A 9,437-nucleotide genomic window follows, 5' to 3' on the forward strand; every position below is an offset into this window, starting at 1 on the left:
TGGAGTTTGGCCGAATGGTTGATGATTCAAAATCCCAGTTCCCCCGAGGGGATGTGCGCCGCCTGCTTCGTCTAGCCCTCGCAATGGCTGACCTTGAGCGCCCGACGCTTAACGCCCTGGCCGCCGAGACAGGCCATCATAAGCAGACCATCCTTGATGATGTGCCTCGGCTGCGCGAGCAGCTAGGTGTCCAGGTCGAGAAAGAGGGGGCCGAGTACAGGCTTGTGGATTGGGGCCCGGTGGTCAAAAGGGCAGGGATAAAAAAGCTGTTGAAAGGTCAGATGACCTGACCTAATATTGCATCAAGAGCAACCCCTCACGGAACACCATCAGATGGCAGCTAATGGAAGCCGTTTCATCCTTGGACACTTGCGTATGACCGACTACGCACGTCTTGAGGATGGTCAAGAGGCTGTAATCGTGCTTAATCCTGCCGAGCCAAATGCTCGGGCCGAAGCTTCAAAAGGGCTCAAGGCGATATACGCCAAGGCTGGGCGGCACTGTGTGATCAGCACCCAGTCGATCTTGGTTGAAGAAGAGCCTGGTGTCTGGAAGCAAAGCCACTTTTTGAAAGTGAAACCAGTGCCTTTGAATCACGTCGAGAAGTAAGAGGTTGAGCCTGAGCTATGCGCCTTAGAGAGCTTTTCAAGATTGCCCAGAAAGCTGGTAACGCCCCGGAAGGTGTGATGCCAGACAAACGCGAGGCGTTCGTCTACATGGACGTTACGTCGTCTGAGTACCGCAAGCAGGCGGCAAAGCTTGCCCGCCATTCACGCTAGGAAAGCTGACATGAGAAAGACTCGTCTGGTCGAAATCGAAGAAACCTTCTGCGATGTGTGCGGCGAACTGTGTGGCAACCACGCGATCCGCACTGACGCCGAGGGCAATGAACAGCATGCCTGCCTGGATTACAACGAGCAGCACGGTAAGCAGTGTGCTGCTGTGCTTGATGAGCGTCTGCTGGCGGCTGCGATTGCCAAGCGGCAGTTGGCCTAAGTTCGAGGAAATCACATCCCATGCCACGCGATGACTGGGAGAACTGGAGCCCCATTGAGACAGCTCCGAAAGATGGTACGGCTATACGAGCGGCTCATTTCGCAAATCGGTACTTCTGCGACTGGGTGTCTGTTGCTTCGTTCAGGCTGTCGAGGAATGGGGTCAAGCCGAACTGGCTAGAAGTCGATGAGTCACGCGGCGAAGTGTTCCTGATTCCGAGCCACTGGCAACCTCTCAACTGATCAAGGATACCGACGATGAAGACCGAGCAGACACCGGAACAGCCAGCCCGCGACCGCTTCGATTGCCTGTGTGATTGCGTGCTGATCGAGCTGACTCGTGATGACGAGCGCCGGTTCTTCGCGCCAGGCCGCAACCCCGAAGACTACCAACTGTTCAAGCGCAAAATGGTTAATGCTGGCCGGCGTGAAATTGTCAGCGCTGATGGCGACTGCCAGGTGTGCAAAGGCTCTGGCTGGATTCACCTGCCGCCAGAGCTACCTGCCAACTGCGCGTAACGAGGAATTCAACGCATGCCGACTGAGCAAACACCCGAGTCGCTGAGCGAGTTGCTTGTCAGTTCGATGCCTGGCGGTGACGACCGACGCATGTGGCGGGACTACATGGCTAGTGCATTTGAACAGGTAGCCGCGACCGACGACCTTTCCCTGCTCCGTGCGGCAAAGGCCGCAGATGCTTTTGAGGTGGAATTCATCGAGTTCGTCTCCAACTTCCCAGGCGTCGAGGTTGTGCCAGCCCCCGAGGGCGGCTACTACGGATTCATGCTGGGGCTCGTGAAGCGTGATCGCGATGCTCGTGGCGAGGTACTACGCGCCTTGGCTGCTGAACTACGAAGGAGTTAAGGGAAAACCTATGGAACGACCCGAAGGCCTCTGGCCCTTTACCGTGATGGTGCTCGACCAGATTGAGCTGATCGGCAGCGCAGCCCTCAAGATCGAGGCGCACGACGAAGGCGACCTGGAGGGAGCCGACTTCCTATGGGGTGAACTGACGCCTCACCTGGAGCTGTCGGAAGGGGAATACATGCGAATCGACCAAGAGGCGGGCGAATTCAGCACAGCCTTTGGTCAGCGCGGCTGCTGCGGAGGCGACCCTACCTGGGGTGACGGTCTTCGCTTTCTCCAGCCAACGACCGAGAACGCAGCATTGGTAGCTCGCGCATTTTGCGACTACTTCACCCAGCATGCCGACGCATAGGAAAACCGTCTTGAGTGACTTTCCCAATAACAAGCTGTTTACCATCCAGGTGAATCCGACGCGAAAAAAGGCGTTTTACCTGCATGTCGGAATCCTTGTCGGCCTGTACCTGCTAACGACTGCCGGTCAGGAACCCATCAAGGAGTATTTTAAGTCTGTGCGCGAGTCTCGCGAAATTGACCAAATTCGCCCACTCATGAAGACGCTAGCAGAGTCGGGGAAGCCAGATGCAATCGTATGGATGATCAAGCACGAATATGAGGCTGCGAAGGAATCTGGATTCGCTGCCCTTACCGATGCCGCACTAGGAGGCGATTCGGAAAGCATGTGGCTCTATGGCGTCATGCAAATGGACAAAGGGCACCCCGAGGTCGCGAAAGTCTGGATCGAAAAGGCTGCGAAGGAGGGGTTCCCTCAGGCCGTAGCTTACATGCAGTCAGAGACCCAGGATGACTAGTTCGAGGAAATCAATGAGCAACACAGATATTTTGAGCGAAGCCCAAATCGAAGCAATTTTTCAACATGCAGATGAGGATGGTTGGTGTATGCACTACCTGTCCGAAGATGCGCTGAAGGCTATTTTTCGCCGCGCAGCTAGTGCTGGGTGGGTCGTGACCAAGGATGTCACGGATAGGCAGCTGTTAACGATTTTTGAGAGTGATCGGGAGGACGGCTGGTGCAAGCACGATATTGAGTGGGACGCACTGAAGGCGATTTTCAAGCGTGCCGCTATTTGTGAGGGGGGCGCGCATAACCGCGCTCGGCCACAAGGCCCACGATTAGGTTAAGTTCACATCGACGCCGGCAGCCACCGAGGAAACCATCTATGAACAATCGAACGCTTCAATCGCTCATCGTCCACACCTTTCTGTTCGGAGCTACAACCGTAGCTCTGGCATGGTCAGGTCTGGCTTATTTCTACGGCGATGGTTCGATGTGGGCTCCAATCGTCAATGCGGTTATCTGGCTGGCATCGCTGTGTGGTGCTGGCTTGTGCTATCGCGAACTCCGGGTCATTGGCGCAACCCCCGATCAAAGCGCTGAAGAGCAGCCGGTGAACGGCCTCAAGCCGAGCTGTTAAGGAAACCACAGCATGACCGAGCTTGAACAAACCATCATCGATCTTGCCCAGCAGGAACTGGCTGCTGTCCTTGCCTTTTACCGGAACAAGTCGAATGGGATTCCACCTGAAGGTTTAGATGCAGCCTGGCAAGGCTACTTGGGCCACTTCCATGGCATGAATGCTCTGATTGCAATTGCCCATCAGGCCAACAGCGGCCTGAGCGAGGATGGACGCAAGGCGCTGCTGACGGTTGAAACAGATCACCTCACTGCCTATCGAGCATTAGCAAACTGATCGAGGGAATCCTTTAAATGAAGAATGCACGTTATGCACTGGCCGTTGCCTTCTCAGCGTTAGTGACAGGCTGTGCTGCACAGCCTGAGAAGGAGTTAGCAAGTCTTTCCCCAGCGAGTGATGTGCATGAAGGGACCCAGCGCATCCTCCAGTTCGCAGCGGGTTATTGCAAAGGAATGGCCGACAAGCACGGTGCCGACTTTGCGACCTGTTTCAAGCAACAGACTGACCTTGCTATCGCGCAGATCGAGGCGCAGGCGGCGAATCAAGCCGAACAGTCCAACTAAGCAGGAAACAGTGGGATGACAAAGACCACCCTTTACGCCCTAGCGCTGCTTACCTCCGTGGCTGTCGTTGGCAGTCCCTCCGTCTATGCAGACAGCATGACACTGCCCGAGTGCGCAGTGAATGCAGCTCAGGCGAGTGATGTTGAAATGGCGCTCTATCAATCCCTCATGCGCAACGAGCTGGGTGATCCTCCAAGGGCAGCTCCATGCACGTTCTACGAGCGATCAGCTGCTGTAATCGCATCATCGCTTGAGAGCCAAAACGGTGATCGCTGGGCGGCAGTGAGCCTGTATCTCCATGGTCAGGTTTTGCCTGACGATCCAGTAGTGAAGCGCGTTCGCGCGTTCTACGAGAGCAAGTAGGAAGGCGACTGTCAGGTGTGCAAAGGCTCTGGCTGGATTCACATGCCGCCGGAGCTACCTGCCAACTCCGCGTAACGAGGAATTCATGCATGGCACACAAATTCACGAAGGTACTTTTTGCCGTCGAGCACGATGGCCAGGCGTACGGCGTTCACCTTCCCGCCGAGGCGCTGGAAAAGCTGTTAGCTGAAGCTGCTCGCCTGTCTCCAAGTGGCGTGTTGGAAATGCACCCGATGCCCAACCAGAACCTTTTCAGAGTTGCCTTCGAGAAATCCGAGTTTCTTGAATTGGCGAGGTCTCATGCAGTCGTGACCACTACAAATCAGTATGCGCGATTCGATGAGATAAAGCCCACTGGCGATACCGACTGACCTGGCAATTAATGAGTAGCGGCAATTGGCCGTTCAAACTGAAATGAGCAGTTGAGGCAAGCATGGACATAAAATTTCGCACCACATCCGGCGCTATCGTCAATGCCAACCCCTTTGCAGAGTCGTATACCCATGTGAGCCTGGCTGTTCCTGCTGCAGAGCGTGGTGCAGGCCATGTGGAGCCCTCGCATCTGCTGCGCAAGCACATTGAGCGCGTGAATCGTGAGATACCAACAGCGGACACGACCTGCCTGCTTCCAAAGATTCAAACGATAGATATCGGACCTGGTTCACTCGGGCTTCTCGACCTGCCTGTTGGGCATGGAGCGGTGACCAAACTGGGGTATGCAGACGACGTAAGCGCAGCCTATGTTCGCCTGGTAGCCTTCGTGGAAATGAAAAGGCGTGGCGTGCGCTTCTTGCCCGCGCAGGTCATCAAGCGCGCCGTGCGCAAGGACAAGGGGATTAGCGGCTACAGCGCCGATATTCGTTAGAACGTGATGGCTGTTGAAGACGGCAAGGCCAAAATGCAGCACTACGCTCGCGGCCAGCTCGGGAGCAAAACCACCGTCACGATCCGGTGCATGCACAAGCACAGCACAGGCTGGGAACTGGTAAACGAATAGCTTGAGGAACCCTTCATGCGATATGCGCGTCACGGTCGTGGAATGTACTTGTCGGTTGATGATCGGGGTGATCAGGCTGTACGGACGAAACACAGCCATCCGTACAGTTACGACCCTATTACCCTGTACATCAACTCAGTAGTGAAGCCAACCGGCACGATCTATACCGACAGGCTACTCCAATGGGATCGCTCTAAGCACGACTCTCTGTGCGAGAAGCATTTTGGTGACAGTGGCCAGCTCTGGGATGCTCGACGCCCGGAAAAGATCGAGTCTTTCCTTCGTGACTGGTGTGAAGACCAGGGATTGCAGCTTTGTGCTGTGATCGAGTATTGCAACGCGGCGAGCGGCTATCCGACCTGGCGGCTGGATTACTATCAGGAGCAAAGCGACAGGAATCCAAGCGGCCCTAACGCTGTCGAGCTGGCCGGCGAGCTGCCCGAGTAACGGAAAAGTCTATGAGCAGTAAAGAGTTGGAGTGGGGGCAGACACCGTTCGATGAATGCACTCGCGAAGAGTTGATCCAGCACTGTGCTCGTCTGTACAGCGCCACGTCCGCTTTATCGTCGGTAGCCCAGATGATTCAGGACAAAAGCTTCTTCTGGACTAAAGGCAGCGGGGCTGAAGCGTTGGAAAAAGGGCGGCAAGCCCTTCAGATAGCCCGCAATGGCTTCGAAGCCGAGAACATCCATCGCGCGTATCTGAGATATGCCGGCGATCTTCTGTTCGCAGATGCTCCTGGCCTTGAGGTAAGAACCGGTTGGGTGGTTTGTCCTGTCTGCGAACAGATGGCTTCCACCACTGACTCGGCCAGCAATGTGGGGAAGGCGTGCAGTGAACTGCTTCCGGGCGAGTGCTCTGGTTTGCTGCGCGAGTTGTCTTGGGTTGACCTTAAGCCCGTGACTGCAAAGTCATAACCACAAAGCAATCGACCACGCGCCCAAGCTGCCATCGTTTCCAAAGGATGTTGCATGAATGTAGTTACAAACCCGATTGCGCTAGCCGCGTTGAACCGAGCGCTTAGCGCAGCTCGTACTGGCCCGGCTCCACGCCCAAGGTACAGCAGCCGAACCGCTGACAAGTTTGTCATCAGGGGCTACTCGGAACTGTTTGAGGAGTTAGGTGGAATCGGGCAGCACCAAGGGCGCAGCAAAAATTCAGAGATGGTTGCCGCAATCCTTGAGGCTTTGAGCGGCAATATGCGCATGAAATCCGTGATTATGGCTCTCAGGGCATACCTGGGTCATGATTTGGCCGACAAGGTACTTGCGGAGGTGCCTGACTTCATTCTCGCAGAGTGCAAAGTTACCGACCAATTCGTGATCAGGCTTCCGCCTTCAGTACGTGACACCATTCGAGAGGGTGTAAGCAGCGCTATCTCCGCAAAGGGGGCAAGTGTCAGGACAATGAATCAATGGGTACTGAATGCGCTTGAACAGTGGGTCAACCTGCAGCGTCAGCAATATGCACTGACTACCGCTGCAATAGCGATTGACCAAACAGTGTTTATAACCGCTGAAAACCACTAGCTCTTTTATCACGGATGCATAAATGATTTTAGTCAGGATCATCAAACGTGAGCGCGTTGAGGCGCTCAGTGATCGAGTAGTGATTTGCCTTGTGGTCTGCTTGGTCATGGGGTGCATTGCATTAGCTTGGGCGACAACTTGCGCTCTGGTTAATGCCGGGCATCCGTTGTTGGCACTTCTTACTTTTGCGCCACTTGGAACAGGGCTAGGTATGTATTGCGTTGAGGCTACCCGCTACTGTCGACCGAAGTGGTTCAAGCCATCGCCGTCTGGTGATGCTGCATAGGTGATATGACCGTGGGCGACTGTGTTCCTTACGCCATTCACATTGCTACCGGCCAAGCACTGTCGACTGTGAAGGAAATGGCAGAGCAGCGGGGTTGGGAGATCAATAGTGGCATGAATGAAGTAGCAGCCTGGTGCATGCTTCGTGACATGGGGGTGCGGGTATCGCCCATGATCCGGCCTCATCAGAGGACAACCGTCAAGCAATTCTTGTCGACCATCGATGTGTCAAAAACCTACATCATCAGCGTTCGTGACCACTGGTTTGCAGTGCGTAAAGGGCATCGTTTTGATAAGGCGAGAACGCATCCCAGGACTGTCGTTTCGGCTTTCATTGAAGTTCAGGATCAACAGCCGCTTCCGCAAGCGCTCTAAAGCCATTCACCAGTAGCGCCAGCATTCACCCTCTGCATGAAAGCGTGGCCCTGTTCAGGGGTAAGGCGCTGAGCAACTACCAAACCGTTGAGGAAGCCACGCAACTGGTCGAAGGCAGGACGGTCGCCGGCATGCGCCATCAGCTCCTCGAAGTAATCGGCCATACACGTTCTGATCATCGGCAGGTAGCCTGCGGCCTTGTCAGCATCTTCAGCTTCAGCTGCCGCGATCAGTTCGTTGCAGAAAGTCATCATGCTTTCACGGGCGGCAGGGTTCTTCGGGTATCCGGTCACCGGCAGGCTCCTCGTGTGGTGTGAAGGTTGGATGATATGCCCGAGGAATGAGCCCCGGTAGGGGCGAGCAGGCTAACCGCCGGGCTTAGGCGAAGAAAGGGCCCGAAGGCCCTTTCCGTAGTTGGAACGAACTATTTCTGCTCCTGCGCTTGCTCTGTACGGCGTACGCGAGGCCTGCGGCGGGAGGCTGGCCTGCTCGATGCAATCACGTTCGACTTCGGCGCTGTAACAGCCTGGATTGTGCCGTTTACGGTTTCCAAGGCTTCACGAGTAGCGATCTCGGCGGCCTTCGTTGAGGTAGTACGGATGACAGTTTCGACGCCGCCAGCCTGGCGGAGGCGAAACTCGCGTGCAGCTGCACCATAGAGGAACTGGGTTCCATCCCAGACCTTTGCACACCATGAGTCCTGCATAGGGTTTTTCTCCCTGTAGCGACCAGAGCCGGATTGCCTGATCACACCAAGGTGAATACCACGTAGGAGATACGAAAAACCAGTGGATTTCGACGGTGGGTTACTCCGCCAGCGCCAGCTAGGGGCAAGCGGATGCCTGATGGCGCTGGCGCTCATAGATGGTTTCGCCCAGCGGGGTAAAGGTCATTTCCGGAACCTGCCGGCCGTGCTCATCGCGGACGCGAATCGTGACCAGACCCTTGCGCTCCATTCCACGTGCCGGCCGCATCTCTCCAGCCTCGATTGGCAACGTGCTGCCTGCTTTCGGGTCCGGGTAGATGTGTTCGATGATCGAGGCGATCAGATGGCGTTCGCCAGGTGACAGCTTGACTGGTTCCATGGCGCGGCGCTCCTAGTCACCGTTCGGGTGCATGCGGTCGTATGCGGCCTTTGGATCGGTCGCGGCCAACTCAGCCAGTTCGGGGGCGAGCGTATCCAGAACATTCCAGGCCTGGGCAACCGCTTTGTGGGTTTGCTTCAAGTACTGCATGGTCACCAGCTGCTTCAGCGCTTCATTCAGACGATCATCCGTAAGCTCCGGTATGTCGGCGCGCGGAACATAGGGGATGCCGTCAATCACTACCGTAGGCATGATCAGCGCGGCTTTTTCTGAACAGAGAAGAGGCGGGTAGGGGCCTTGAGCTTGAGCTGGCGCGCTTCTTCCTTGGCGGCACGCTCAGGCTTCCAGGAACACCCTATGTCCGTTTCAACACGCCCACTGGCATCCCAGGATGCCTCCACCACACGATAAAGCTGCTGTGCCATAGCCGGATGCCTGTTCTATAGATACCGTTGATGTGAAGAGGGAGGGTGGTCAAGACATCCGTAAAGCCTTCGTTACCGTTTGAGCAGGTACTGGCTTAGCAAGGTGTCTCTCGATGTCCCTTTTGAAAATCGGTAAATCGAAGGGGGAGGCCACGCCTTCGGGCGATTCAGAGTCGTAGTGCAGATACCCATTGGTTACCCAAACGTGATAGGCGAAGTAGACCTTATCGAGGTCATCCTGGCTCATGTCCGATGGGGGAGAAATTCCATAGCCTTCGAGTAAGGACCAGTTGAGGTGGCCCTGATCGTGAACCTCGTACTCATCCATGACGACACCCGACCTGATAGCCCAGCTATCCATGATGAAAAAGCCATCGTTAGCCACTGCTGGGTACTTCAGCAGGAAATCGGCGAAGTCCATGCAGTAGCCATTGTTGATGGCTTCAGCGGTGTTGGCCACTCGCCAAACTTCGACATACTTGCGAACAAGGTCTTCGATGCACTGGCTGATATTCATAGA

At 55.5% G+C, this 9,437-nt stretch carries 23 protein-coding genes; 18 read left to right on the forward strand and 5 right to left on the reverse strand.

Annotated elements, in window-relative coordinates:
• The first annotated feature begins 14 nt into the window (after window positions 1-14).
• The 18 genes from BLS08_RS12625 (at window position 15) to BLS08_RS12710 (ending at window position 7,407) form a co-directional block, all read left to right on the forward strand.
• Window positions 15-290 (forward strand): winged helix-turn-helix domain-containing protein, encoded by a 276-nt coding sequence (locus BLS08_RS12625; protein WP_017362256.1) that lies wholly within the window; start codon window positions 15-17, stop codon window positions 288-290.
• Between the two features lie 85 nt (window positions 291-375).
• Window positions 376-609 carry a hypothetical protein gene (locus BLS08_RS12630; RefSeq protein ID WP_090336784.1) on the forward strand — a complete coding sequence of 78 codons (234 nt, stop codon included), beginning with the start codon at window positions 376-378 and terminating at the stop codon, window positions 607-609.
• A 180-nt stretch (window positions 610-789) separates the two neighbouring features.
• Window positions 790-996: a hypothetical protein gene (locus BLS08_RS12635; RefSeq protein WP_017362259.1), complete on the forward strand. Its 207-nt coding sequence runs from the start codon at window positions 790-792 to the stop codon at window positions 994-996.
• A gap of 257 nt (window positions 997-1,253) precedes the next feature.
• Window positions 1,254-1,514, forward strand: coding sequence for a hypothetical protein (locus BLS08_RS12640; RefSeq protein ID WP_017362260.1), 261 nt, complete (start codon window positions 1,254-1,256; stop codon window positions 1,512-1,514).
• A 15-nt stretch (window positions 1,515-1,529) separates the two neighbouring features.
• The gene (locus tag BLS08_RS12645; RefSeq protein ID WP_017362261.1) at window positions 1,530-1,859 is read left to right on the forward strand and encodes a hypothetical protein; all 330 of its coding nucleotides are present in this window, start codon (window positions 1,530-1,532) and stop codon (window positions 1,857-1,859) included.
• A gap of 10 nt (window positions 1,860-1,869) precedes the next feature.
• Complete coding sequence (locus BLS08_RS12650) at window positions 1,870-2,214, forward strand: hypothetical protein (protein WP_017362262.1); 345 nt, start codon at window positions 1,870-1,872, stop codon at window positions 2,212-2,214.
• A gap of 10 nt (window positions 2,215-2,224) precedes the next feature.
• Window positions 2,225-2,671, forward strand: a complete 447-nt coding sequence (locus BLS08_RS12655; protein WP_017362263.1) for a hypothetical protein — start codon at window positions 2,225-2,227, stop codon at window positions 2,669-2,671.
• A gap of 13 nt (window positions 2,672-2,684) precedes the next feature.
• Window positions 2,685-3,002 (forward strand): hypothetical protein, encoded by a 318-nt coding sequence (locus tag BLS08_RS12660; RefSeq protein WP_017362264.1) that lies wholly within the window; start codon window positions 2,685-2,687, stop codon window positions 3,000-3,002.
• Window positions 3,003-3,040: 38 nt separating this feature from the next.
• A complete protein-coding gene (locus BLS08_RS12665) occupies window positions 3,041-3,295 on the forward strand; it encodes a hypothetical protein (RefSeq protein WP_017362265.1) in 255 nt (84 codons plus the stop codon).
• A gap of 12 nt (window positions 3,296-3,307) precedes the next feature.
• The gene (locus BLS08_RS12670) at window positions 3,308-3,571 is read left to right on the forward strand and encodes a hypothetical protein (RefSeq protein ID WP_017362266.1); all 264 of its coding nucleotides are present in this window, start codon (window positions 3,308-3,310) and stop codon (window positions 3,569-3,571) included.
• A 17-nt stretch (window positions 3,572-3,588) separates the two neighbouring features.
• On the forward strand, window positions 3,589-3,858 hold the full coding sequence (locus BLS08_RS12675) for a hypothetical protein (RefSeq protein ID WP_017362267.1): 270 nt from the start codon (window positions 3,589-3,591) through the stop codon (window positions 3,856-3,858).
• 15 nt (window positions 3,859-3,873) lie between these two features.
• Window positions 3,874-4,221 carry a hypothetical protein gene (locus tag BLS08_RS12680; RefSeq protein WP_017362268.1) on the forward strand — a complete coding sequence of 116 codons (348 nt, stop codon included), beginning with the start codon at window positions 3,874-3,876 and terminating at the stop codon, window positions 4,219-4,221.
• Window positions 4,222-4,310: 89 nt separating this feature from the next.
• Entirely contained in the window at window positions 4,311-4,592 is a 282-nt protein-coding gene (locus BLS08_RS12685; protein ID WP_017362269.1) for a hypothetical protein, read from the forward strand.
• Window positions 4,593-4,654: 62 nt separating this feature from the next.
• Complete coding sequence (locus BLS08_RS12690) at window positions 4,655-5,086, forward strand: hypothetical protein (protein WP_017362270.1); 432 nt, start codon at window positions 4,655-4,657, stop codon at window positions 5,084-5,086.
• A gap of 147 nt (window positions 5,087-5,233) precedes the next feature.
• The gene (locus tag BLS08_RS12695; RefSeq protein WP_186351462.1) at window positions 5,234-5,665 is read left to right on the forward strand and encodes a hypothetical protein; all 432 of its coding nucleotides are present in this window, start codon (window positions 5,234-5,236) and stop codon (window positions 5,663-5,665) included.
• An 11-nt stretch (window positions 5,666-5,676) separates the two neighbouring features.
• Window positions 5,677-6,135 (forward strand): hypothetical protein, encoded by a 459-nt coding sequence (locus tag BLS08_RS12700; protein WP_017362273.1) that lies wholly within the window; start codon window positions 5,677-5,679, stop codon window positions 6,133-6,135.
• Between the two features lie 54 nt (window positions 6,136-6,189).
• Window positions 6,190-6,747, forward strand: a complete 558-nt coding sequence (locus tag BLS08_RS12705; RefSeq protein ID WP_017362274.1) for an Arc family DNA-binding protein — start codon at window positions 6,190-6,192, stop codon at window positions 6,745-6,747.
• A 291-nt stretch (window positions 6,748-7,038) separates the two neighbouring features.
• Window positions 7,039-7,407 carry a hypothetical protein gene (locus BLS08_RS12710; protein ID WP_017362275.1) on the forward strand — a complete coding sequence of 123 codons (369 nt, stop codon included), beginning with the start codon at window positions 7,039-7,041 and terminating at the stop codon, window positions 7,405-7,407.
• Here the strand turns inward: BLS08_RS12710 and BLS08_RS12715 are convergent.
• From BLS08_RS12715 to BLS08_RS12735, 5 genes are all read right to left on the reverse strand, one after another.
• Window positions 7,404-7,700 carry a hypothetical protein gene (locus BLS08_RS12715; RefSeq protein ID WP_017362276.1) on the reverse strand — a complete coding sequence of 99 codons (297 nt, stop codon included), beginning with the start codon at window positions 7,698-7,700 and terminating at the stop codon, window positions 7,404-7,406. The genes BLS08_RS12710 and BLS08_RS12715 overlap by 4 nt on opposite strands.
• 531 nt (window positions 7,701-8,231) lie before the next feature.
• Window positions 8,232-8,492 (reverse strand): hypothetical protein, encoded by a 261-nt coding sequence (locus BLS08_RS12725; protein WP_090336786.1) that lies wholly within the window; start codon window positions 8,490-8,492, stop codon window positions 8,232-8,234.
• 12 nt (window positions 8,493-8,504) lie between these two features.
• Window positions 8,505-8,744 carry a hypothetical protein gene (locus BLS08_RS12730; RefSeq protein ID WP_017362279.1) on the reverse strand — a complete coding sequence of 80 codons (240 nt, stop codon included), beginning with the start codon at window positions 8,742-8,744 and terminating at the stop codon, window positions 8,505-8,507.
• A 2-nt stretch (window positions 8,745-8,746) separates the two neighbouring features.
• Window positions 8,747-8,917 carry a hypothetical protein gene (locus BLS08_RS26335; RefSeq protein ID WP_017362280.1) on the reverse strand — a complete coding sequence of 57 codons (171 nt, stop codon included), beginning with the start codon at window positions 8,915-8,917 and terminating at the stop codon, window positions 8,747-8,749.
• 49 nt (window positions 8,918-8,966) lie between these two features.
• On the reverse strand, window positions 8,967-9,434 hold the full coding sequence (locus BLS08_RS12735) for a hypothetical protein (RefSeq protein WP_017362281.1): 468 nt from the start codon (window positions 9,432-9,434) through the stop codon (window positions 8,967-8,969).
• Window positions 9,435-9,437 lie beyond the last annotated feature (3 nt).

Origin of the sequence: Ectopseudomonas chengduensis (assembly GCF_900102635.1) — a bacterium.
Taxonomy (GTDB): domain Bacteria; phylum Pseudomonadota; class Gammaproteobacteria; order Pseudomonadales; family Pseudomonadaceae; genus Aquipseudomonas; species Aquipseudomonas chengduensis.

What these genes read in the sequence shown, in the direction of transcription:
- BLS08_RS12690 (WP_017362270.1), top strand. Translation starts at nt 4,655, where the DNA reads ATGGACATAAAATTTCGCACCACATCCGGCGCTATCGTCAATGCCAAC.
- BLS08_RS12735 (WP_017362281.1), bottom strand. Translation starts at nt 9,434, where the DNA reads ATGAATATCAGCCAGTGCATCGAAGACCTTGTTCGCAAGTATGTCGAA.
- BLS08_RS26335 (WP_017362280.1), bottom strand. Translation starts at nt 8,917, where the DNA reads ATGGCACAGCAGCTTTATCGTGTGGTGGAGGCATCCTGGGATGCCAGT.
- BLS08_RS12660 (WP_017362264.1), top strand. Translation starts at nt 2,685, where the DNA reads ATGAGCAACACAGATATTTTGAGCGAAGCCCAAATCGAAGCAATTTTT.
- BLS08_RS12630 (WP_090336784.1), top strand. Translation starts at nt 376, where the DNA reads ATGACCGACTACGCACGTCTTGAGGATGGTCAAGAGGCTGTAATCGTG.
- BLS08_RS12625 (WP_017362256.1), top strand. Translation starts at nt 15, where the DNA reads ATGGTTGATGATTCAAAATCCCAGTTCCCCCGAGGGGATGTGCGCCGC.
- BLS08_RS12705 (WP_017362274.1), top strand. Translation starts at nt 6,190, where the DNA reads ATGAATGTAGTTACAAACCCGATTGCGCTAGCCGCGTTGAACCGAGCG.
- BLS08_RS12680 (WP_017362268.1), top strand. Translation starts at nt 3,874, where the DNA reads ATGACAAAGACCACCCTTTACGCCCTAGCGCTGCTTACCTCCGTGGCT.
- BLS08_RS12640 (WP_017362260.1), top strand. Translation starts at nt 1,254, where the DNA reads ATGAAGACCGAGCAGACACCGGAACAGCCAGCCCGCGACCGCTTCGAT.
- BLS08_RS12695 (WP_186351462.1), top strand. Translation starts at nt 5,234, where the DNA reads ATGCGATATGCGCGTCACGGTCGTGGAATGTACTTGTCGGTTGATGAT.
- BLS08_RS12670 (WP_017362266.1), top strand. Translation starts at nt 3,308, where the DNA reads ATGACCGAGCTTGAACAAACCATCATCGATCTTGCCCAGCAGGAACTG.
- BLS08_RS12700 (WP_017362273.1), top strand. Translation starts at nt 5,677, where the DNA reads ATGAGCAGTAAAGAGTTGGAGTGGGGGCAGACACCGTTCGATGAATGC.
- BLS08_RS12730 (WP_017362279.1), bottom strand. Translation starts at nt 8,744, where the DNA reads ATGCCTACGGTAGTGATTGACGGCATCCCCTATGTTCCGCGCGCCGAC.
- BLS08_RS12645 (WP_017362261.1), top strand. Translation starts at nt 1,530, where the DNA reads ATGCCGACTGAGCAAACACCCGAGTCGCTGAGCGAGTTGCTTGTCAGT.
- BLS08_RS12665 (WP_017362265.1), top strand. Translation starts at nt 3,041, where the DNA reads ATGAACAATCGAACGCTTCAATCGCTCATCGTCCACACCTTTCTGTTC.
- BLS08_RS12675 (WP_017362267.1), top strand. Translation starts at nt 3,589, where the DNA reads ATGAAGAATGCACGTTATGCACTGGCCGTTGCCTTCTCAGCGTTAGTG.
- BLS08_RS12725 (WP_090336786.1), bottom strand. Translation starts at nt 8,492, where the DNA reads ATGGAACCAGTCAAGCTGTCACCTGGCGAACGCCATCTGATCGCCTCG.
- BLS08_RS12685 (WP_017362269.1), top strand. Translation starts at nt 4,311, where the DNA reads ATGGCACACAAATTCACGAAGGTACTTTTTGCCGTCGAGCACGATGGC.
- BLS08_RS12650 (WP_017362262.1), top strand. Translation starts at nt 1,870, where the DNA reads ATGGAACGACCCGAAGGCCTCTGGCCCTTTACCGTGATGGTGCTCGAC.
- BLS08_RS12710 (WP_017362275.1), top strand. Translation starts at nt 7,039, where the DNA reads ATGACCGTGGGCGACTGTGTTCCTTACGCCATTCACATTGCTACCGGC.
- BLS08_RS12635 (WP_017362259.1), top strand. Translation starts at nt 790, where the DNA reads ATGAGAAAGACTCGTCTGGTCGAAATCGAAGAAACCTTCTGCGATGTG.